Origin of the sequence: Winogradskyella sp. 3972H.M.0a.05 (genome assembly GCF_040493455.1) — a bacterium.
Taxonomy (GTDB): domain Bacteria; phylum Bacteroidota; class Bacteroidia; order Flavobacteriales; family Flavobacteriaceae; genus Microcosmobacter.
In genome coordinates this window covers 79,713-102,213 of sequence record NZ_JANFDA010000003.1, presented here as the reverse complement: position 1 = coordinate 102,213, position 22,501 = coordinate 79,713, and the positions used below count along the sequence as shown (strand labels likewise).

Annotated in this window: 14 protein-coding genes; 8 read left to right on the top strand and 6 right to left on the bottom strand. The window is 35.1% G+C overall.

Features of this window, described 5'->3' with window-relative positions; genetic code table 11:
* Positions 1 to 455: 455 nt before the first annotated feature.
* Positions 456 to 3,908 (top strand): T9SS-dependent choice-of-anchor J family protein, encoded by a 3,453-nt coding sequence (locus tag NCE97_RS07415; RefSeq protein ID WP_353778365.1) that lies wholly within the window; start codon positions 456 to 458, stop codon positions 3,906 to 3,908.
* Between the two features lie 88 nt (positions 3,909 to 3,996).
* On the opposite strand, the gene NCE97_RS07410 is transcribed toward NCE97_RS07415, so the two are convergent.
* The 3 genes from NCE97_RS07410 to NCE97_RS07400 form a co-directional block, all read right to left on the bottom strand.
* Entirely contained in the window at positions 3,997 to 7,635 is a 3,639-nt protein-coding gene (locus NCE97_RS07410; protein WP_353778364.1) for a transglutaminase domain-containing protein, read from the bottom strand.
* A gap of 310 nt (positions 7,636 to 7,945) precedes the next feature.
* On the bottom strand, positions 7,946 to 8,890 hold the full coding sequence (locus NCE97_RS07405; RefSeq protein WP_353778363.1) for a phosphoribosylaminoimidazolesuccinocarboxamide synthase: 945 nt from the start codon (positions 8,888 to 8,890) through the stop codon (positions 7,946 to 7,948).
* Between the two features lie 87 nt (positions 8,891 to 8,977).
* Positions 8,978 to 9,931, bottom strand: coding sequence for a PhoH family protein (locus NCE97_RS07400; RefSeq protein ID WP_353778362.1), 954 nt, complete (start codon positions 9,929 to 9,931; stop codon positions 8,978 to 8,980).
* Positions 9,932 to 10,040: 109 nt separating this feature from the next.
* On the opposite strand from NCE97_RS07400, the gene NCE97_RS07395 reads away from it, so the two are divergent.
* The 6 genes from NCE97_RS07395 (at position 10,041) to dnaN (ending at position 15,317) form a co-directional block, all read left to right on the top strand.
* Positions 10,041 to 10,877, top strand: a complete 837-nt coding sequence (locus NCE97_RS07395; protein WP_353778361.1) for an SAM hydrolase/SAM-dependent halogenase family protein — start codon at positions 10,041 to 10,043, stop codon at positions 10,875 to 10,877.
* A 2-nt stretch (positions 10,878 to 10,879) separates the two neighbouring features.
* Positions 10,880 to 11,176 carry a putative quinol monooxygenase gene (locus tag NCE97_RS07390; protein ID WP_353778360.1) on the top strand — a complete coding sequence of 99 codons (297 nt, stop codon included), beginning with the start codon at positions 10,880 to 10,882 and terminating at the stop codon, positions 11,174 to 11,176.
* A gap of 69 nt (positions 11,177 to 11,245) precedes the next feature.
* Positions 11,246 to 11,968 (top strand): gliding motility-associated ABC transporter permease subunit GldF, encoded by a 723-nt coding sequence (gene gldF, locus NCE97_RS07385; protein WP_353778359.1) that lies wholly within the window; start codon positions 11,246 to 11,248, stop codon positions 11,966 to 11,968.
* A 1-nt stretch (position 11,969) separates the two neighbouring features.
* Positions 11,970 to 12,461: a hypothetical protein gene (locus NCE97_RS07380; RefSeq protein WP_353778358.1), complete on the top strand. Its 492-nt coding sequence runs from the start codon at positions 11,970 to 11,972 to the stop codon at positions 12,459 to 12,461.
* Complete coding sequence (gldG, locus tag NCE97_RS07375; protein WP_353778357.1) at positions 12,454 to 14,121, top strand: gliding motility-associated ABC transporter substrate-binding protein GldG; 1,668 nt, start codon at positions 12,454 to 12,456, stop codon at positions 14,119 to 14,121. The genes NCE97_RS07380 and gldG overlap by 8 nt, the downstream gene beginning before the upstream one ends.
* A gap of 77 nt (positions 14,122 to 14,198) precedes the next feature.
* Positions 14,199 to 15,317 carry a DNA polymerase III subunit beta gene (gene dnaN / locus NCE97_RS07370; protein ID WP_353778356.1) on the top strand — a complete coding sequence of 373 codons (1,119 nt, stop codon included), beginning with the start codon at positions 14,199 to 14,201 and terminating at the stop codon, positions 15,315 to 15,317.
* 100 nt (positions 15,318 to 15,417) lie between these two features.
* Here dnaN and NCE97_RS07365 read toward each other — a convergent pair whose 3' ends face one another.
* The 3 genes from NCE97_RS07365 to NCE97_RS07355 all read right to left on the bottom strand — a co-directional run bounded on the left by NCE97_RS07365 (position 15,418) and on the right by NCE97_RS07355 (position 20,452).
* Entirely contained in the window at positions 15,418 to 15,756 is a 339-nt protein-coding gene (locus tag NCE97_RS07365; RefSeq protein WP_353778742.1) for a DUF4870 domain-containing protein, read from the bottom strand.
* Positions 15,757 to 15,817: 61 nt separating this feature from the next.
* The gene (locus tag NCE97_RS07360; RefSeq protein WP_353778355.1) at positions 15,818 to 18,184 is read right to left on the bottom strand and encodes a PQQ-dependent sugar dehydrogenase; all 2,367 of its coding nucleotides are present in this window, start codon (positions 18,182 to 18,184) and stop codon (positions 15,818 to 15,820) included.
* 225 nt (positions 18,185 to 18,409) lie between these two features.
* Positions 18,410 to 20,452 (bottom strand): tetratricopeptide repeat protein, encoded by a 2,043-nt coding sequence (locus NCE97_RS07355; protein ID WP_353778354.1) that lies wholly within the window; start codon positions 20,450 to 20,452, stop codon positions 18,410 to 18,412.
* A 135-nt stretch (positions 20,453 to 20,587) separates the two neighbouring features.
* Here NCE97_RS07355 and NCE97_RS07350 point away from each other — a divergent pair, with 135 nt between their 5' ends.
* Entirely contained in the window at positions 20,588 to 22,426 is a 1,839-nt protein-coding gene (locus NCE97_RS07350; protein WP_353778352.1) for a sigma 54-interacting transcriptional regulator, read from the top strand.
* Positions 22,427 to 22,501: the final 75 nt, after the last annotated feature.

Below are 22,501 nucleotides of genomic sequence, written 5' to 3'. Positions count from 1 at the left end.
TAAAGTTAGAGACAAATGAAAGCATCAGTTGTTAGGATGATGTTAAAGGAATGATAGTTAATGTTAATTAACGGTTCTTTAAGAAGTAGCTAAAACTAGATAGAAAGGAAAATAAAATTGAAAATCAGAACATAAATATTAAGGCATTCTTTCCAAAATTCAGTCTAATAGCGTTAGGAAAATTACTACGGATTAAATTTTAAAGAAAAAAACCACAGTTAATCGATTGACTCTAAGTATACTGTGACTTTTTCTTTTATTTGTGTCTCAAGTAATATAATCAAAGTAAGGATACTCTGTAAGTTTTTTACAATTATTCGAACCAAGAAATTACTATTAATTGATTGCTAAGTTGTGATGTTTTCCTCTAAGTACTAGCACTGATTAAATACGTGCTTCTGCTTATGGTGTGAGGGAAATATCCAAGATATTTTTAACAAAGAAAAACCTATGCTATGAAACAAACCTTTTCGATAGCACTAATGCTATTATTTCAATTTCTTTCTTTTTCCCAAACTACTATCTATTCTGAAGATTTTACTGGACAAGCCGGTAAAGGCGCAATTGGCCCTGGAGGCAGCAGCCCTACTATTGATCTTACTGACGTCACTTGGTCTGTTAATGTCGATGATGTCAATCTACAAAACACCAACGATTGGTTCCAAGTTGTAAATGTCGCTGGTAGTGAACGCTTAGAAGGTAGAGATTTAGATGGTGAAGCCATTTGGTTTTCACCATCTATAGATATCTCAACCTATACAAGTGTTGATTTTTCAATGGACATTTCTGAAAATGGTGGACTCGGTAACGATACTCTCGAAAATGGAGACACAGTGACTATAGAATACAGAATTGATGGTGGAGCTTGGACAGAAGCATCCACTAATGGCAGTGTTTCTAATGACTACGACCCCTTTGTAGCTTCTCAAACTGGACTAAGCGGTTCTACCCTCGAGCTAAGGGTAAGAATGGAAAATGGTTCTGGTAACGAACGTCAACGATTAGATAATATTGAAGTTGTAGGCTTTGCACCCTGTACAACATTCTCATTACCTTTCTCAGAAGATTTTGAAAGTGGCTTCTTCCCTCCTAACTGCTGGACAAGTTTTAGAGGTACTAACGATTTAGGCTCAACTAATGATTGGACATCTTCAACAACGTTTGCAAACAGTGGAACCACATCTGCATTCGTAGAGTTTGAAGCTGTTACAGGAGGTAATGCCGAAGATTGGTTAGTGACACCTGCCATAGACTTAGGCACTAACCCTACTCAATTACGCTTCTTTGGACGAGAGCAATTCTCTTTTGACTATGGCACTGAGTATACTGTTAGAATTTCTCAAACATCTGCCACAGATATTTCAAGTTTTACAGTGCTAGAGACTTATGACGAAACTCAAATGGGAATCGTTTTTAATGAAAAAGTAATCGATTTATCTGCGTATTCTGGTGTAGTCTACATAGCATTTGTAATGGAACAAAATGATGGTGATAACTGGTACATTGATGATGTTTCTATTGCAGAATTACCAAATTGTTCTACTCCAGATAACGTCACCAATCTTACAGCTAATTACATCGATGGATCAGTTGATTTACAATGGGCTTTAGGTACTTGTTATGATGAAGTACTTATCGTAGCTAAAGATGGAAGTGCAGTTACTGTTGTCCCTACAGGAGATGGTGTTTCTTATATTGGCAATGCTTCATTTGGCTTCGGAACAGAAATTGTAACCGATGAATATGTTGTATTCAAAGGAATAGACAATAACACTACTGTTACCAACATTGGAATTGGAAGCACATATCACTTCACCATTTTTACACGAAAAGGTACAAACTGGAGTTCTGGAACTTCCATTAGCATTAATACAGATTACTGTAGCGTTACAGGAGATACAACATTTGAAACCTCCATTACACTTGTAAACTTTGGAAGTATTAACAATGCGACTGGTCAAGGTTCTGGATACGATGATTTTACAGCACAATCGACGAGCATGACAAGAGGTGCTTCAGAAGATTTGACTGTCAACCTCAACACGGATGGTGCTTTTGAGACGTTTTGTTTTGTTTGGATAGACTGGAATAGAGATGGTGATTTCGACGATGCTAATGAAGCCTATAATCTAGGTAGTACTTTTGATGATGATGGACCATCCTCAAATAGCCCATTAACAATTACTGTTCCAAATGATGCTGATTTAGGAGATACCCGTATGCGAGTACATAGCGAGTATTTTGCTCCTGGATTTGAACAAGTTGCAGGCCCATGTGAAGGTTCAGGTGATGGAGAAATAGAAGATTATACGATAACCATCTTACCTTCTACTGCATATACTTATAATAATGGCTGGCTACCTAGTGATCCAAATGGTGTTTCTACGCTAGCAAATGATATTGTTATCGAAGCTGGTAACGCGACGATTACCGCTAACACAGATTGTAACTCCATTACTGTAAATGCTGGTGCTGGACTGACCGTAAATAGCGGAGTGACTCTAAATACTGGCTCTAGAATGATACTAGAATCTACCTCTACAAGTTACTCTAGCTTAATCTTAGATGGAACCATTGTCGGTGATGTTGAGTACAAACGCCATGTAAATATTGCTGCAGGGTCTGGCACAGGAACTGCAAATAACGATCTTTTAAGCCCTCCTTTAACTGGGCAAAACTTTGGAAGTTTCCGAGCAGCTAATCCAAATATCTTATCTGGTACAATTGGAGGCAATCAAGCATTCTTGTTTGGGCCTTTCGACAACAACTCAGAAGAATTTGTAAACTACACACCTTCAAATGATGCTAGTACATTAACTGCTGGTGTTGGATATCGTACTGGTTCTACTAACAATAGTACTTATACATTTACAGGAACTGTAGAAACTGGAACTGTTAGTGTTCCTGTTGACGCTTCTGCAAATAATGACTGGTACCTTATTGGGAATCCATACCCTAGCTACCTCAAAGTTCAAGACTTCTTAAACGATCTTATCAATTCAGGCTTAATCAATGAAAGTGCTATCGGAATTTACGGCTATGATGGTACATTTGCAGATGGCTGGACAATCTATAATCTAGCCACTATAAGTGCTTCAACTATAATTACTCCTGGTCAAGGATTCTTTATTCAGGCTGAAAACTCCGGAAACATAACGTTTACGCCAAGCATGAGAACTACTGGAACAGATGATGACTTTATTGTCGGCAGATCTGGAGCACCAGTATATTTAAAGTTGAATGCTAGCAGCAACAATAGTAACTATAGCACTGATTTCTATTTTAATGAAAATGCGTCATTAAGCCTCGATCCTGGTTATGATGCAACGATTTGGAATGAAACACCTCCTTCGTTTGCTCTATATTCTCATTTAGTAGAAAACAATACTGGTTCTGCATTGGCGTTACAAGCTTTGCACAGTGATGATTTATCAAACATTGTTATACCATTAGGTGTAAATGCAAACGCAAATGAAACATTGACTTTTGACATTCTTGAATCCACATTACCTAATACTGTAAATGTTTATCTTGAAGACACTCAAACCAATACTTTTACATTGCTAACTGAAGAAGCTTACCAAGTAATACCTAGTGAGGCTTTGAATGGCACAGGACGTTTCTTCTTAAGATTTGAAGAAGATGCTTTAAGTCTAGTTGAAGGTGAGCTGGAAACATTAAACATCTACACAAATCATATTGAAAATACGATTGTGGTAAATGGATTGCTTTCCGAAGCTACAAGCTTCAAACTATATGATCTTCAAGGACGCATGGTTGTCGAAAGTGATTTGAGAACACAAACGATGACACAGAGTATTAATGTAAGTACACTTGATGATGGTATCTATATTGTAGAGTTGACAAGCACTACTAAACGTAAAACCCAAAAAGTGATTTTGAGGTAGTATCTAATTATACGCTGATTATAGATTCTCTAAAAAATCTTTTTCCAAATCAAACAGTAGCTTAACATTAAGTTACTGTTTGATTACTCTATATGGTTTTAAATTTAATTAATGCTTCTCTTGTATTTAGCACATTCCTCACATATTCCTTGAACTCTAAATACTCTTTAGGAGATATAGATTCTGAATTCACAGTAGAATATATATAGATTTTTAATTCGTTTAATTTCCTCAATTCATATTTTATCGAAAAGGTATGATTCTTAAAATTAAAATCTAAATTGTTGGGTATGTCAATAAATTTCTGGCCCTCCTCAAGTTTAATAATTACACTTTCATTATACGCATCAGAATTCTCATATTGTTTATAATCGATTGGGTAAGATCTCTCTTCATCCTGAATAATAGACTCATTATAAGGATTAAGAAACAACGGAGCGATAAAAGTAAAAATGTCACCTACTTCATTAATTTTTAAATCAACAGTAAGTCTTGTTCTAAAATCAATCTCACCTTTATCTTCATCATGATTAAAACTTAAAATACTTTCTAACTTTATATTATGATTTGACCTATTAGAAATCTCTTGCTGCACAGTTTCTTCAAGTAATTTCTCTTTTTCATTTTTGAATATCTCTATATAATAAGAGGCTAAATGACCCGAAACTTTACTGTTCAATTCTAAGTTTGCAACATTCTCACCCATATTTATAATACACTCGCTATCAAATTCTGCTTTTTTTCTTTCTTCATTATAGAGTGTGATCAAATCAGTGGAAATTTTGTCCTTACTATCATAAGGGATTTCCAGAGCGACAGCTTCTCTTAGGCTCATAGGTAAGGATTTGAACGGTAGATATTTATCTGTCAATTCCAAATACTGTTCTACATTATCCATATTAACTTTGACTATGCAGTGATTAAAGTCTGAGCTTGGGAGCACGAGATCATTCTTACCATATTCAGAGGTTAATATCAATACCAAATTAGTCTTTAATTCAGCTTTTCTTGCCAAGACAAGATATAAAGAGGAAAAGTCTTTACAATCACCTAAAAAGGTTTTTATTGTTTTTGAAGGTTTTTGAGGGACAAATCCACTTTGCCTAAAACTAACATGGCTATAATTAAAATTATTTGTGATATAATAATATATTTTTTTTGCCCTTTCAGTTTCAGACAGATGTTTATAACCATCAGGAAATATCGTTTTAAATGCTTCTTTAACAATTTGGTCCTCTTTTAATTGATATCGTACTATATCTGAGTACCAAACCGCTATTTGATCCCATGATTCAATCGAACTTACGTGCAGTTTTGTAGTCACATCTGTAAAAGGTGGCATATAATCCTCTGACAAAGGTATTGAAGGTGTATTATTCAAAAACCATTCATGAACATATATTTCCCCTTTTTTATAACTATTGTATTCTACCTTACCATTAGTAACAGTTTGATTAACATGTTTATCATGAGTTAAGAGCCTATAAATATTCTTAACTGATGGATGGTAGCTCGTAAAGCCATGATTGAGAACATAATCATTATAAAATCTACCTCCTTTTGTATACTTAGCTTCATAATCTACATATATAACATCGCCAAACTCCAAACCATCGAATACCAAATTAGCTCCCTTGCGATCAGCAGGGACAGTATCTCCATTGGGTTTTACAATTTCAGACTTATGTATAACATAATCTCCATAAAGTCCTAAATTGTATTCTTTAAATATATCAATGCCATTTTGAGACGTAATCTCATAAATTAAAGTCTTCTTATATTCTCCCCCTCCTTCTTTGTATGCCAAAATATCGGTTTGATTTAGAAGTATATTTATCCCATAATTATTCTGCCCAATAGTCTTCCTATGTTTGTTAATATAATCATAGCCATTATCTAAATGAAAATCATTAAGTGGATTTTTGGCTCCTTTTAAATCATTTATTTTAAATCTTAAGCTTTTATCTGAGGGTGACCTCTTTAGAGCAGTTTCATACAATTTTATAGCCTCTTGTTTTTTGTTTAATTGCACATAAGCCTCAGCTTTGAATTTAGTAAACGAATAAGAATTGGGGTAATTTTCTAATGCCATATTTATGTATGGTAGAGATCGCTCAAACTGCCCTACATCATGAAGAAGATTGATTAATTGATAATGTAGATTGTTTTCATTATCAATATGCTGCAATGCGTTTACATATAAATTTATTGCTTCTTCTATCCTATTTTGCTTCTTATAATAATGCACTAAATACTGAATGACTTGCCAATCATATTCTGCACTATTTATCGCCTCTAACACATTGATTGCCGCATTATCATCGTTAAACATATCTGAATAAAACTCTGCAAAGATTGGCTTGACACTACTTGGCATGGTTTTGTCCGCCATAAGTTCATCTAGTTTTTCCCTCATTTTCAGTCTATCATTTTTACGTAATAAAATCATCAACTCAGCCGCTGTCTTTATATAACTATAATCTATAGAATTACCTATTTTATTAAGTTCATTTTCATAACTCTGAATATCGAGACTTAGCAAATCATCAAAATTTTCAAACTTTAACAGAGAGGATATATAGTAATCTGGATCTAATCGAATAATATTATCTTGAAGTTTATTGAGTGAATCTTCATCGCCTGATACTGTATAACATTGAATTAAACAAGATTTAATGAATGAGCTTTTTGGATACTCATCAGCCCAATTATTCAAAAGCTCAAAAGCTTTGTCTAAGCGTCCATTTCTTTTGTAGGCAAGAAATAAACAAAACTTAGTAAGGTTAACATCGCTACTTGCATCATTATACTTACTTTCAAAAAAAGCCTCTACACTATGAGGCATGTATACTGGATCGATTTCTTCCTCATTACATTTTAAGTAGTTTCTATTTGCAAAAGAAGTTTTGTAGTTGGTAAGTGGATTTCCATTCATATCTTCCAAACGAATAATAAAATAAGGTGTTTCTCCTCCTGTGGCAGATTTCACAAGGATTCTATTAACACCTTTTCGAAGATTAACCATATAAGTATATGCATCTAATTCTGTTATGTACTTATTATCTTGGTCAACTACTAACACATCATTCAACCAAACTTTAATGAGCCCATTTTTCCCTAATCTTAATAGAATTCTCTGATCCTTTGGAGACTCTATAAATGTTTGTGCATAATGCACTCCTGAACCGAACTCAGAGTGGTTGCTATAAAAATTATAAGCTTCTTTGCTAGAATTATGCTTATACCATTTTACATCTCCTTTACTTTGAGCATCAAATATAACATTATTGCTTACCTCCTTCTCAGGAGCATAGGGCATATCAATACCACTTGAATTTAAGTTTTCAAAAACACCACAAAATTCCCAATCTCTTATAGCATTAATATTCATTATAATTTGAAAATAATCTTTCCACTTTCTTTGATGTCTCTTGGTTATGGCTTGCAAGTAATAAAGCCCATTTTTAACTGTTGTGTTGGCTACATTTGGTGCATTAATTAAATGAGGCAATGAATACCCTTTTTCATCGAACCCGTTCTCTATATAATCATTAAAAAAGTAAGGCATCATCCAATTTGAAAATAAATAGTTCTCATAATCAGGGTAATTAGAAATCTCATTTATAAAATCTGAATCACTCTGCATAATTCCATTATCCATTTGGATGAGCTTCTTCAACATTAAATTTTCAATATCATCAGTGGTGTTTAGTTTATTTACTAACATCAGAGCCTTCTCTCTTTCATTATTGAGTAATAACTCCCAAACTTGAGAATTTTTTTGGGCATAAACAGAAAATAACCCACTAAAAAACAGGGTAAAAAAAATGATTCTTTTAAGATGAGTAATTTGGTTATTGAGCATATACTGACATTATATTGTTAAGCCCAAATGAAGGAAATAAAAATAATATTACAAAATAAAAACTAGTGGTATGTAAATAATCTCTTCTCTCTAATATTATACCTAAAAAATAAAGCGCATAAATAGAAGAGAACTCTGTAAAGTAAGTAACAATCGTTAGTAATTAAATCACTTAACTCAAATACTCCAAAACATTTTGCTCAATACGCTGTTGAATATTTGATAAATCTGCTTTTTCAAAAGACTCTCCAGTAATATTTTCGTAGAGTTCTATATAGCGGTCGCTAACAGAGGTAATATAGTCTTCGGACATTTCCGGGACTGTTTGCCCTTCTAATCCTTGAAAACCATTGCTTATTAACCATTGACGCACAAACTCTTTAGATAGTTGTTTCTGTGCTTCTCCTCTATTTTGTCGTTCTTGATAGCCTTCTGCATAAAAATAACGCGAAGAGTCTGGCGTATGGATTTCGTCTATTAACACAATCCTACCATCCTTGGTTTTTCCAAACTCATATTTGGTATCTACTAAGATTAATCCACGCTTAGCAGCAATCTCTGTACCTCGTTGAAACAACTTACGCGTATAATCTTCTAACACGACATAATCTTCTTCGGACACTATACCTCGGCTAAGAATTTCTTCCCTAGAGATGTCTTCATCGTGGTCACCTTTTTCGGCTTTAGTTGCTGGTGTTATAATAGGTTCTGGGAACTTGTCATTTTCTTTCATGCCTTCTGGCATTGACACACCACAAAGCAATCGTTTACCTGCTTTGTATTCTCGTGCAGCATGTCCAGACATATATCCGCGGATAACCATCTCTACTTTAAAAGGCTCGCACTGATGACCAACCGCTACGTTTGGATCTGGCGTAGCCATTAACCAATTTGGCACTAAATCTTCAGTATCCTTCATCATTTTCGTAGCAATTTGATTGAGAATCTGTCCCTTATAAGGAATTCCCTTTGGCATTACCACATCGAATGCACTTAGACGGTCTGTGGCGATCATTACCAATAGGTCATCATTAATGTTGTACACCTCTCTTACCTTGCCCTTGTATACACTTTTTTGGTTTGGAAACTGAAAGTTGGTATCTGTGATGGTATTCATTTATTGTTGAATCGTTTTTTTAATCGAGGATTTATTAGTTTGTTAACAGATCGTATAAGATTATACTAATTCCTAATGCCTTTTCTGCTAATCTCTATTCTCTATACTCTTATATGCTGCAATAACTTTCTTGACAAGTTTGTGACGAATCACATCTTTATCATCCAAGAATACAATACCAACACCTTCAATGTTTTTAAGAATAAGTAATGCTTCCTTAAGCCCAGAAATAGTGCGTCGCGGAAGATCAATCTGTCCAGGGTCTCCTGTAAGTAGGAACTTTGCGTTTTTACCCATTCTGGTTAAGAACATCTTCATCTGCGCATGTGTGGTATTCTGCCCTTCGTCCAAAATAACAAAGGCATTATCCAAAGTACGTCCACGCATAAATGCTAAAGGTGCAATTTGCACAGTTCCGTTTTCGATAAAGGTTTCCAGTTTTTCATGTGGAATCATATCACGAAGTGCATCGTAAAGTGGTTGCATATAAGGATCTAACTTTTCCTTCAGGTCACCTGGTAAAAATCCTAGATTCTCACCTGCTTCTACAGCAGGACGGGTAAGGATGATACGTTTTACTTCTTTGCGTTTTAATGCTTGCACTGCCAAGGCGACTCCTGTATAGGTTTTTCCTGTACCTGCAGGACCTATCGCAAATACCATGTCGTTCTTCTTCACAGCATCTACCAACTTGCGTTGATTAGCTGTTTGCGCTTTAATAAGCTTACCTCCTACGCCATGCACAATGACTTCTCCACTTTTGTCGGATGTCGCATAGTCCTCGCTACTTGCGCTAGTAAGCACACGCTCTATAACATTTTCGTCTAATTTATTGTATTTGGCAAAATGCTTCATGAGCATCATCATCCTCGTATCGAATTCTTCAAGGAGATCTTCATCACCATAAGCTTTTATCTTATTGCCTCTGGCTACAATTTTTAGTTTAGGAAAATAGGTTTTTAGGAGTTCGATATTAACGTTTTGTGCGCCGAAAAATTCTTTTGGAGTAATTTCTTCAAGCTCTATGATAAGTTCGTTCAAAAGCTAGATTGATTTATTAAAATTATCGATTTCGTTTTATTAGTTTTGTGCAAGACAAATCTACGGAAAATAACAACCGCTTAGAACAAAAAATATCAACAATCGGCTAATGGCAATCATTACTCTAACGACTGATTTTGGAGAGAAAGATCACTTTGCTGGCGCAACAAAAGGCGCCATCTACAGCGAACTACCCGAAGTGAGAATTGTTGATATTTCACATTCGGTATCTCCCTTTAGTATTCCTGAAGCAGCTTATATCATCCAAAATGCATACAGCAGCTTTCCGAAAGGGACAATTCATATCATTGGAATCGATTCTGAAATAAGCCCGGAAAACAAGCACATCGCTGTAAAGCTAGACGATCATTATTTTGTCTGTGCCAATAATGGCATTATGAGCATGATTTGTTCTGAGATTGTTCCTGAAAAGATTGTGGAGATTAATATCCATGATAAGATTGAAACAAGTTTTCCTGTGTTGGATGTATTTGTTAAGGTAGCTTGTCATATTGCTCGCGGTGGAACGCTTGAGGTTATTGGCAAGGTGATTACAGAAATTAAACCGATAAAAAACCTCATCCCGTTTGTTAATGATGAGCAGAACCAGATTATTGGGAATATTATTTACATAGACAACTATGGTAATGTGGTGACGAACATAAAGCGTAAGTTTTTTGAATCTATACAGAAAACTAGGCCTTATGAAATCTCTGCCAGGAATTATAAGTTTAGAACGATACATAACAAATACAGTGATATTATAAATTTTGATATTCCTGAAGATAAACGCCATGATGAAGGTCGAGGCTTGGTAGTGTTTAACTCATCTGATTATCTCGAGATTGCCTTGTATAAAAGTAACATGGAGACGGTCGGTAGTGCGTCTAGTCTCATGGGGTTGAAAATGAGAGATACAATAACCGTTAACTTCTTTAAACCCTAAATATGTTTGTAAGAATCGTAAAAATGAGCTTTGAGCCAAGCAATGTAGATGCGTTTCTTGAAAACTTTGAGGCCAATAAAAACAATATTAGAGCGTTTGAAGGATGTGAGTTTTTAGAACTCTATAGAGCTAAGCAACAAGACAACATCTTTTTCACATACAGCTATTGGAGGTCTGAAGACGATTTAGAAAACTATAGGCATTCGGATTTATTTAAGGCCGTTTGGGCAAAAACCAAACCCTTGTTTAATGCCAAACCTGAAGCTTGGAGTGTAGATAAAATCACTACACTGAATTAATGATCAATAATGACTAACTAAAAAACGAACAAAACCAATACCTTTGACCTTTACCCTAACACCTAAACAATGCTAGCCATACTAAAAAAAGAAATAAACACCTTCTTTGCCTCACCAATAGGATATTTGGTGATTGCAGTGTTTTTGGTCTTGAATGGCTTATTCTTATGGGTGTTTAAAGGGAACTTTAATATTTTGGATAACGGGTTTGCTGACTTATCAGCCTTTTTCCTCCTTGCACCATGGATATTAATATTCTTAGTTCCGGCTGTGACGATGCGTAGTTTTTCGGATGAAAAGAAACAAGGTACCTTAGAGCTATTATTAACTCAGCCTGTTTCTCACTTACAAATTGTACTAGGCAAGTATTTTGGAGCTTTGGTTTTAGTGTTGTTGGCTTTAATTCCAACACTATTATATGTCTATTCTATTTGGCAGCTTGGTAATCCTGTGGGTAATTTAGATGTAGGAAGCACAATTGGGTCGTACTTAGGTTTATTATTTTTAATTACGGCTTATACTGCCATTGGGATATTTGCATCCACACTTTCTGAAAACCAAATCGTAGCTTTTATCATTGCCGTTTTTATTTGTTTCTTTTTCTATTTTGGGTTTGAAGGCATTGCAAATTATAATCTCTTTGGAGATACACTTTACTTAGAGCAACTTGGAATGGATGCGCATTATAACAGTATGAGCAGAGGGGTTTTGGATACTAGAGATGTAATTTACTTCTTGAGTATTTCTGCTTTTTTCATAATACTAACCAAACTTAATATTCAAAAACAATAACATGATTATTACGCCTCTTCTTGTTGTCTTTTTAATATTAGTGTTTGTTTTGGTATTCCTATTTGTGAGAACTATTGACAAGCGTAGATGGCTTACGTTTCTCATTAGCTTGGTGCTTACACCTTTGGTGTATTTTTATATGTTTTATCCATTTTTGAATATCATCACGCCTTTTCATCATCAGAAGCGTTTTAATGCCGAAGCATGGGAAGCTAAACCTGGTTTGCGCTATGAAATGATAAAAAACATGAAGGAAACCGATTTTCTTATTGGGAAATCTAAAACAGAGATTGACAGTTTGTTGGGCAAAGCTGAATGGCTGAGCTGGGACGAAGCTGCTAAAGCCCATGATGATAACAAGTGGAATTATGGTTTAGGACTACTTCCAGGTGCTTTTAATGAAAATAAAGAATGCCTAACTGTAATTTTTGAAGACAATAAGGCTGTAGCGCTGGAACAATATCAAGAAGAAATTGTGTTTGAAGATGAATAGAAATACGTTGATAAAACATATCGTCATTTCAATAGCTGTATTGGTCCTTATCAATATTGCATCACAATACGTCTACAAACGATTCGACCTTACTCAGGATAAACGATACACGCTTTCGGAATCTGCAAAGCAAACTATACAAAGCTTAGAGTCTCCACTAATTATTGATGTATTCTTAGAAGGCAATTTATCTTCAGATTTTAGACGTTTACGCTCAGAAACCAAGCAACTTCTTGAAGAGTTTGTACTTCAAAATAAGCTTATCAAAATCAACTATATCGATCCTTTAGAAGATGAAGATACGCGAAATCGCAATGTAGAAGAATTAACCAAAAGCGGGTTAACACCTTACATCAGCAGTGAAACCACTAATAATTCTGTTTCTAAAGAGATGGTCTTTCCGTGGGCTTTTGCAAGTTATCAAGGAAATATTACTAAGATTCCACTTCTAAAGAAAAGTCTAAACACAACATTGCAGGAGCAGATTACTAATTCTATTCAACATCTGGAATACACTTTTGTAGACGGGTTTAGAAAAATTTCTGCGGCAAAAGAGAAGAAAATAGCCATACTCAAAGGCAATGGCGAGCTAGAAGATTTACAGATTGCCGATCTTATTACATCAGTAAGACCTTATTATAACATTGCACCATTTACATTAGATAGTGTTGCAAATAATCCTAATGGCACACTAAAACTCTTAAAGACTTACGATCTTGTCATTGCGGCAAAACCTACTGAAGCTTTTACTGAAGAGGAAAAACTAGTATTAGATCAGTATACCATGAGCGGCGGAAAAAGCATATGGCTTACAGAATCGGTAGTTATAGATAGAGACAGCCTACAAAATTCTTCGAATTCTTCAGTTGCAATTCTAAGGGATTTAAATCTTAATGATTTCTTTTTTAAATATGGTGTACGTATCAACCCTGTTATTGTAAACGATATGTATTCTGCGCCTATCTGGTTGGCAATGGGTGAAGGTAGTCAGGCACAATTTCAACCATTAAGATGGCCATATTCTCCATTAGCAGGAAGTAATCCAAATCATTCGATTACAAATAATATAGAACTCGTAAAGTTCGATTTTGCTAGTCAGATTGATACTCTAAAGAATAAGGCTAAGAAGACCATCCTTTTGCAAAGTTCAAGATTAACCAAACTACAAGGAGTTCCTAAAAGCATAAGCTTAGATATCGTAACCGAAGAACCAGACCCAAATACGTATACTTCTGGCCCTCAAAATTTGGCTGTTTTAATTGAAGGTGAAATTTCTTCAGCATATAAAAATAGAATCAGACCTTTTGAAGCAGAAAACTACATCGAGGAATGCACAGATTGTAAGCTGATAGTTATTGCAGATGGTGACATTATAAAAAATGATGTTGTTAGAAACCAACCTCAAGAACTCGGTTTTGATCGCTGGACCGGAAACACTCTGGGCAATAAAGAATTTTTGATCAACGCTATTAACTATCTACTGGATGACACTGGGCTTATGTCCATAAGATCAAAAGAAGTTGCTATAGCCTACTTAAACAATGAAAAGGCACAAGAAGAGAAAGGAACATGGCAGCTTATCAACACCTTACTTCCTATTTTGATTTTGGTTATTTTTGGTATTCTTTTCAACTATTTAAGAAAAAGAAAATACGCTTAAAAGTTGTTAATAAGTTTGTTTTATTAAACAACACTATTAAGATATATTTGTAGGACAATTTTAAGACAGAATAATAGATGAAATTCATTGTATCGAGCACGCAACTTTTAAAGCAGCTACAAGTTTTGGGAGGCGTTATCAATAATTCTAATACGTTACCAATTCTAGATAATTTCTTGTTTGAATTGGATAATTCAAAATTAACCATTTCGGCAAGCGATCTAGAAACCACAATGTCTAGTTCTATTGATGTAGAAAGTGATGAAAACGGAAGTATTGCGCTTCCTGCTAGATTATTGCTAGACACTTTAAAAACATTTCCTGAGCAACCATTGACTTTCGTTGTTGAAGATAATAATACTGTAGAGATTAGCTCTAATCATGGTAAGTATGCTCTTGCGTACGCTGACTCAAATGAATTCCCTAAAGCCGTAGCGCTTGAAAATCCAAGTACAACTACAATAATGGGAGACATCTTAGCAACAGCGATTAGCAAAACTATTTTTGCTGCTGGTAATGATGATCTTCGACCAGTGATGAGTGGTGTGTTCTTTCAGTTTTCAACAGAAAGCCTAACTTTTGTGGCTACAGATGCTCACAAACTTGTGAAGTATACTAGAGAGGATGTTAAAGCTGACCAAGTAGCAGAGTTTATCATGCCTAAGAAGCCTTTAAACTTGTTGAAAGGTATTCTTGCTGGAAGCGAAGATAATGTTACTATTGAATACAATGATTCTAATGCGAAGTTCACTTTTGATAATTCTGAACTCGTTTGCCGTTTGATAGATGGAAAATATCCTAACTATGAAGCTGTAATTCCAAAAGAGAATCCAAACAAGCTAACGATACAACGTACACAGTTCCTTAATTCTGTGCGTCGTGTATCTATTTTCTCAAATAAAACCACGCATCAAATCAGACTGAAAATTGCTGGTGCTGAGTTAAATATTTCTGCTGAAGATATCGATTACAGCAATAAGGCTGAAGAACGTCTAAGTTGTGACTACCAAGGTGACGATATCCAAATAGGATTCAACTCTCGTTTCTTGACAGAAATGCTTAGTAACTTAAATGCTGACGATGTACAATTAGAAATGAGTTTACCAAATAGAGCAGGAATTCTTACTCCTGTAGATAGTCTGGATGAAGGTGAACAAGTTACAATGCTTGTAATGCCTGTGATGCTTAATAACTAAAACTTCCAATACCATATAAATTAAAAACGCTCACCGTAGTAACGTGAGCGTTTTTGTATTATCTCTTTTTAAGACCTCCATTAACATGGAATAAAACTAACTAACTAATAAAATTAAGAGATAAGGGATACGATGGCAATTCACCTTGACTTGCTTTTACAGCATTTACAATAGGAAATACTAAGGAGATAACTCCCAATACGATTAATCCTAAAATACCTAAACCAAAAGCTAGTATTAGTGGAATGCAAATAATTGTATATATAATTAAGCTAAGCTGAAAATTAATAATGGCCTTACCATGCTCGTGCATTTCTAACACTTTATCTTTTTGAGTAGCCCATATTACCAATGGCACTATAAGACCTCCAAAACCTGTTATAAAGGTTAATAATTGACAAAGATGCGTTACCAACAAAAGTTGTCTATCCTCACGCATTGATGTACTATAAACTTGTTTCATGCTTATAGGACGTCAACTGAATAAAAATGTTACAACTTTATTTAATAATTATTCGACGCGTTTCAACTTCACGGTCACTGTTAATTTGAATGATGTATATACCTGAAGATAACTGTAATGGTATTTTAGTATTATTTTCAACCTGCTTCATAAGTAATAATTCTCCCTTAAGAGAAAATAAGCGAAGCTCTAATTTATCTTGTATTCCGGAGAGCATAAATGAATCTCTAGTTGGGTTCGGGTATATTTTAATGGCTTCTAAAGTATTATTAGATGTACTAAGGGTTTCATCAGCAGTAAAGCTTACCGTTTTCTCGATATGATTCCCACATTCGTCAAGTAATGTAAAGGTTACTATTTTTGTCTCACCACATTCGATATTTCCATCACTGTTATTAGTAATTGTTGGCATTCCACAAGTAACTGTACCATCAGGTAATGACAACCAGTCTGCAAGTAATGCCTCCAGATTTGAAGAACCGTCACATTCAACAATCAAATCCATTGGTTCTTCAATCCATTCTGGTCCTACAAAGGAAATTTTGTGTACTGTACCATCAAATATGTTGACATAATACACAAATCCATCTAGTGGATTTTGATTAATATGCACTATACCAGATCCAAATCCCGTAGGTGCTAAATTAGAAATGTGGCTTACCCAGTTTTGAGTCCCGTCTGTTAAGGTTGCCACCTGAATCCAGCTCCTAGTATAGTCTGTAAAGAAATACTTCCCAGTCATACTACTTCCCAGAGCATTTCCAGTAATAAAAACACCTCCTGCAGCAGCATTACCATTAAATTCTATTCCCGTAGTTGGAGCGCCAGCACTGCCAACTCTAGGGTCGGTTGGAGCTGAACCATTGAACCATGGCACTCTAGTATGATTCGCACCACCATGCCTCCACGCAATTTCGGGACGATCGTGTACAAATCGTCTTAGCGAAGGATCTGCATTATCAGTAAAGGATGTTGGTTGTAAACAATTATCTTTAAAAAGTACATTCCCTTCGTCTGGGTTTGTTGTATTACTATCATAGTATCCATTATTTACTGTAAGGCCTTCAAATAGAGGCCAACCTCCATTCAATCCGGCTTTATCAAAAATGTGTAAGTCTTCCCATACATTCCAACCTACATCAGATACGTGCAAAATCCCAGGGTTTCCATCATCTGGATTTGTACTACCGCTATTTGGCTCTATTGACATTCTAAAAGGGTTACGGAGTCCCATAGCCCACATTCTAGATTCAGCGGATCTGGGATTATCGGAATTATAATGTGGATTTGAAGGCAATCCATCACCAGTAATAGGATCTATTCTTAACACTTTTCCACACATGGATGTAATCATTTGACTTCTAAAAGCCCCTACATTTTCCTCATCTCTTAGAATACCATCATCAATAGCTTGATCATAATATGTATGACCTACACCACCCGTGTCTTCGGTTAAATAACTAGCGTTATCTCCTGTTGAAATTAATAAAGTTCCATCTGTTCCAAAAAGTATGGTTCCCCCAGCATGAGATTCATGAAGTAAGGGAATGCCTGTAGATACAGATTCACCTAGAAGTACAAATCTAGAATTGTAATCTACAGTAAGTGGATTACTTGCTAAATCAACTTGGTATCTAGTGACCCTCGATATTGATGCTTCGAAATAATCATTATCATTTGGATCATAATCTGGAGTCCCATAATCCATCAGATGTTCTCGGTCTACCATATAGAACATGTAAATCAATCCATTAGTATCAAAGTCAGGGTCTAAACAAAAGCTTGAAAAACCAAAATCTCTCCAGTCTCCTACTTCATCTGAAATATCCAATATGGGCTGTGCTTGTTTTACATATTCACTACCATCCCAGTTAGATACATATATATGTCCTCTTTTTTCCCATACAAACATCTTAGTACCTGTATCATTAAAAATGACTCCCATAATGTCTGTATATCCAGATTGCACCAGACCAGCACTGTAACCAGTTGGCAAAGTAGAATACAACTGTACCTCCGAAAGTTGAATACTGTTTGCTGAACCACACTGAGTCTCAAAGTTAATTCGATAATATGCATACGCCACAGTATTTGTAAAATCAAAGGTTCTCTCATTAAATCTTGCTGAAACACAAGGAATAGCGTCAGTGACTATTTCTGCAAAATCAATTCCATTATTAGAACCATAAATCGTAAAGTTTTGTGGATCTCTATTTGGCACATCATTGGCAGTAGTAATAGTAATAGACGAAGCGATTCGTTTAGATCCTCCTAAGTCTACTGTAAATCCCATTCCATCATTATATTCAAAATCCAAAAATTTTGTAGACACTGAACCATCTATAATTAAATCGACCTCCTCATTGCTTGGTGATGATACATCTCCTAACGCTGTAATAGTCATTGAAGGCTCAAAAATTGGAGATTGACTGAAGCTTAAATTAATAAATAGAAAAGTAAGAATGTATAAAGTTAGTCGAATTATAGCCTTAAGTTTTAGACTGGAAACAACTCTAAGCATTGCAAGTATATTGAGATTAATAGCCAACTAAACTTAACCATATCTCACTGATTTACAATAAATAATCGATAATAACCCAAATAAAAAGCTTAAAACAAAATTCAGTTTTTATTTTTTTTGTTTTATGTTATGATCTTCTAGTAATTTAATAAATCTGGGATCGTCTTTTAGGTATGTGAAGAATTCTGTGTGCTCTCGTTGCAACCCTCTTGTATGCTTATTTCTTATCGTATCTAGATAAAAAAGCACACTGTCCGTATTTTTTAGAGCAGAATGTACTACTGCCAGATTGTGATTCCTTTCAAACTCATTAACGTTTTTTCTAATCACCTCGAGTGTTTGTAGCGCTTTAAGAGTATCACCTGTCTTTACATAGCAATACCCTAAAAAGCGATTAAAAACATTCTGCTTATTTACAATTTGCTCTAATGGCTCTATAGCTTCCTTGTACTTTTGTTGATCCATATACAGTCTGAAATAAGATCGATTTAATACAAACTTGCTATTCTCATCACTCAATCCTGCGGCAATATCTAGCACCTTTTCAGCTTCATCATATTTATGATTAAAAGCTAGCGCTGTGGAATAGCCATTGACTACTGGGAATGAGAGCGGGTCTAACTTGTATGCAATTTCTGCCTGTTCTAGTTGCTTTTCATATTGCCTAGAATAGAAATAGAATGTCGCAAATTGACTTCTTGCAGTGACATCATTTGGAGACAAACTAATTGCTTTTTCGAAAGCAGCTAAGGCCTCATCGTATTTACCTTCAATATTATATATCAACCCTCTAACTGAATAAACCCGAGAAATATTAGGATCGATCTCTTCCGCTTTATCCAAATACGTATTGGCTGTTTTAGCGGCTTCAACATAATCTCTACCTGAATAGTAGGTTTCTAAATAGATTGAATGGGCAATTTCTGCATAGGCTTCAGCATATGCTGAATCTAGTTCAATAGCTTTGGTATACAAGTCAATGCTTTTAGTTATACTTTCAGAAGTTCGCTTATCTGTTTCTCTTTTACCTTCAAGAAACAGCTTATAGGCTTCTACATTCTGCGTAGGAATATTTGCCAAGCCTTGTTCCTCTACAGATGTTAAATTAAGCTCTAAAGCCGATACAATTTTCTTGGATACTTCAGATTGAATATTAAAAATGTCTGTGAGTGTTCTATCATAATTTTCTGCCCAAATATGTTGATCGGATTTTGCATCAATAAGCTGAGCTGTCACTCTAACCTTATCACCATACTTTCTAATACTTCCTTCTAAAATTAAGGACACACCCAGTTCCTTCGCAATCTCCTTGATAGACTTTTCTGTCTCCTTATAACGCATTACTGAAGTTCTAGAAATCACATGCAATTCTTTAATCTTAGCCAAATGAGTCAAGATATCTTCCGTCATGCCATCCCTAAAAATCTCTGCGTCATTATCGGTGCTCAAATTATCGAATGGTAGTACAGCTATTGAGTAATCATCAATCTCAATGGGTTTATTAATAAACTGAAAATACACTAGAGCTATGAGTAGTACAGATGTTATAATACTTAGTATGGCAATCGTGCGCTTCGATGATTTTATCTTATCATTATTCGTTTGAACTGTTTTAAGCTTTCCTTTTATATCCTCAGGGTTAGGAATCACTAATCCTTCATTTGAAATTGCAAACAGAGGCATTGCGCCTTCTACATTTTTCAATTCATAAGCATCCAGGAATTTTACATCTATCTGAGTGTGGTTTCTAATTTGATCATGTACTTTATCAGAAATAAGAATACTTCCTGGCACAGCACAAGATTCAATTCTTGCAGCAACATTTACCGCATCTCCAATAATATCTTCCTCAGAATAAATAATATCACCAACATGAATGCCTATTCTTACGGGAATTTTGGGTTCAGTTAAGAATACTTTTTGAAGCTCAATAGCGCACTCAACAGCATCAACAGCACTCCTGAATGTACTTAAAGTTCCATCACCAAAATATTGAATAATCCTACCGTTAAAGGCTTCTGTGGTAGCTTCAAAAGAAGTTCTAAGCCGGGTTCTAATCGCTACAGCTTTAGCTTCATCTTGCTGCATCAAGGCTGTATAGCCTTCTATGTCTGTAAACATAATTGCTGCAAGTTGACGTTCCCTGGTCATTATTGATTAATAGCTTTATGTCTACTAATTTAGTGATTTATAGCCAATATGTCTTTGAATAAAACTTTCTTACTACTCAAAAAATGGTAATATTAATTATCTTTAACACTGATAAGGTTGACTATATTCAGAGTAATGACAAAAATTTCTTCAGAAAAAATTATCTCAATATTATCCAATTCTACTTTTTTTTCTGAAGTATCGAAAGTATCCTTAAGTCATCTCAGCCAGTTTGCACAAGAGAAGTCTTATAGAAGAAATGAGGTTGTATTTCATAAAGGTGATACTGGTGATGCTATGTATGCCATTGTAAAAGGCGAAGTAAAGGTCCATGATAAGGATCATATCTATACCCACCTTAGTGAAGGAGATTGTTTTGGCGAGTATGCTTTAATAGATAATGATGTAAGATCTGCTTCGATTACAGCTACAAAGCCTTTAGAATTGCTGAAAATTGAGCATAAGCATTTCATGGATTTAATGTTCAAAGATCAAGGCTTAGCACAAGGTATCTTATCATTATTAATTAAGCGACATCGTGAATTAGATGATATTCAAGAGCGTTTAACTTCTTCTAAAAAGGCATTAGAATTGGCTAGTTCTAAAATGAAAGGTCTTATTGAAGGCGCTATGGATGCGATTATAATGTTTGATAGTAACTTCAGGATTGTTCTTACCAATCCTTCTGCAAATGCTTTACTGGAGAATGATGATGTGGCTCAACGAAATGTTTTATTCTTTTTTGATGACGCAAGCGCTTCAATCATTGAAGGTATTGTAATGTCTGATGACAATAGCCAAATCAACAACCACTTGCCAGAAATCGTGAAAGTGATTGGCTCTAATGAAGCTGAGACTTTAAATGAGGGTACCATAAGCAGATATGGCACTGATGAAGATATATTCTACACTTTAATTCTTAGAAATATCGAAGAACGGCTCGAGGCTTTGGATAAGATTAACTTACTAACAAAGCAAACCGAATACCTTACTGAAGAAATAAAAGAACTTACTAACGATCACGGTATTGTAGCAGAAAATGAGAGCATGAAACTAGTTTTACAGCAAATAAACCTAGTTGCCGAAACAGATGCTACAGTGCTGATAACTGGTGAAACTGGCACAGGAAAAGAATTGGTTTCAAGAGCTATACATAAAGCTAGCAACCGTAGTGATAAACCTCTTATACGTATCAATTGTGGTGCAATACCTGCAAATTTGATAGAGAGTGAGTTATTTGGGCATAAGAAGGGTGCCTTTACTGGTGCTACTGCAGATAGAAAAGGTAGATTCTTAATAGCAGATAAAGGCACAATTTTCTTAGATGAAATTGGAGAATTGCCGTTAGAGTTACAACCAAAGTTACTACGAGTTATACAAGAAGGAGAGTTTGATCCTGTTGGTAGTTCGGAAACCATAAAGGTTGATGTACGTATCATAGCTGCTACGCATAGGGATCTTCTGAAACATTCTCAAGAAAATAAATTTAGAGAAGATTTATATTACCGCTTGAATGTTTTTCCGATTAGTGTCCCTCCCTTAAAAGATAGAGGCTTAGACGTTATATTAATTGCTGAGCAAATGATTGATCAGTTCTCTAAAAAATTCAATAAACCTGTTGCTTCACTTTCAGATTCGGATAAAAGTTTACTTATGTCTTACTCTTGGCCCGGGAATGTCCGTGAATTACAAAACCTAATTGAACGCGCCATAATTATTTCTGAAAAGGGAAAAATCAACTGGCGTAGTATCATACCCGATAATTCTACTTCAGCGGATCTAGTTGAAAAAGTTAATTCAAAAATTCTAACTTCAAAAGAGTTAACCAAGCTAGAACGAGATAATATTCTCAAAGCTCTGAAACAAACCCGTTGGAAAATTTCTGGTAAGAATGGTGCTGCCGAATTACTTCAACTCCCTCCCACAACATTAGCTTCTCGTATTAAGGCACTTGGTATCGAAAGACCTGTTTAAATTCAACGAAATATCGTTACTTACCATACGAAATATCGTTAATAAACGATTTTACGTTGCTCTAAAAATAATAAG

What these genes read in the sequence shown, in the direction of transcription:
- NCE97_RS07415 (WP_353778365.1), top strand. Translation starts at nt 456, where the DNA reads ATGAAACAAACCTTTTCGATAGCACTAATGCTATTATTTCAATTTCTT.
- NCE97_RS07410 (WP_353778364.1), bottom strand. Translation starts at nt 7,635, where the DNA reads ATGTTAGTAAATAAACTAAACACCACTGATGATATTGAAAATTTAATG.
- NCE97_RS07405 (WP_353778363.1), bottom strand. Translation starts at nt 8,890, where the DNA reads ATGAATACCATCACAGATACCAACTTTCAGTTTCCAAACCAAAAAAGT.
- NCE97_RS07395 (WP_353778361.1), top strand. Translation starts at nt 10,041, where the DNA reads ATGGCAATCATTACTCTAACGACTGATTTTGGAGAGAAAGATCACTTT.
- NCE97_RS07390 (WP_353778360.1), top strand. Translation starts at nt 10,880, where the DNA reads ATGTTTGTAAGAATCGTAAAAATGAGCTTTGAGCCAAGCAATGTAGAT.
- gldF (WP_353778359.1), top strand. Translation starts at nt 11,246, where the DNA reads ATGCTAGCCATACTAAAAAAAGAAATAAACACCTTCTTTGCCTCACCA.
- NCE97_RS07380 (WP_353778358.1), top strand. Translation starts at nt 11,970, where the DNA reads ATGATTATTACGCCTCTTCTTGTTGTCTTTTTAATATTAGTGTTTGTT.
- gldG (WP_353778357.1), top strand. Translation starts at nt 12,454, where the DNA reads ATGAATAGAAATACGTTGATAAAACATATCGTCATTTCAATAGCTGTA.
- dnaN (WP_353778356.1), top strand. Translation starts at nt 14,199, where the DNA reads ATGAAATTCATTGTATCGAGCACGCAACTTTTAAAGCAGCTACAAGTT.
- NCE97_RS07365 (WP_353778742.1), bottom strand. Translation starts at nt 15,756, where the DNA reads ATGCGTGAGGATAGACAACTTTTGTTGGTAACGCATCTTTGTCAATTA.
- NCE97_RS07360 (WP_353778355.1), bottom strand. Translation starts at nt 18,184, where the DNA reads ATGACTATTACAGCGTTAGGAGATGTATCATCACCAAGCAATGAGGAG.
- NCE97_RS07355 (WP_353778354.1), bottom strand. Translation starts at nt 20,452, where the DNA reads ATGACCAGGGAACGTCAACTTGCAGCAATTATGTTTACAGACATAGAA.
- NCE97_RS07350 (WP_353778352.1), top strand. Translation starts at nt 20,588, where the DNA reads ATGACAAAAATTTCTTCAGAAAAAATTATCTCAATATTATCCAATTCT.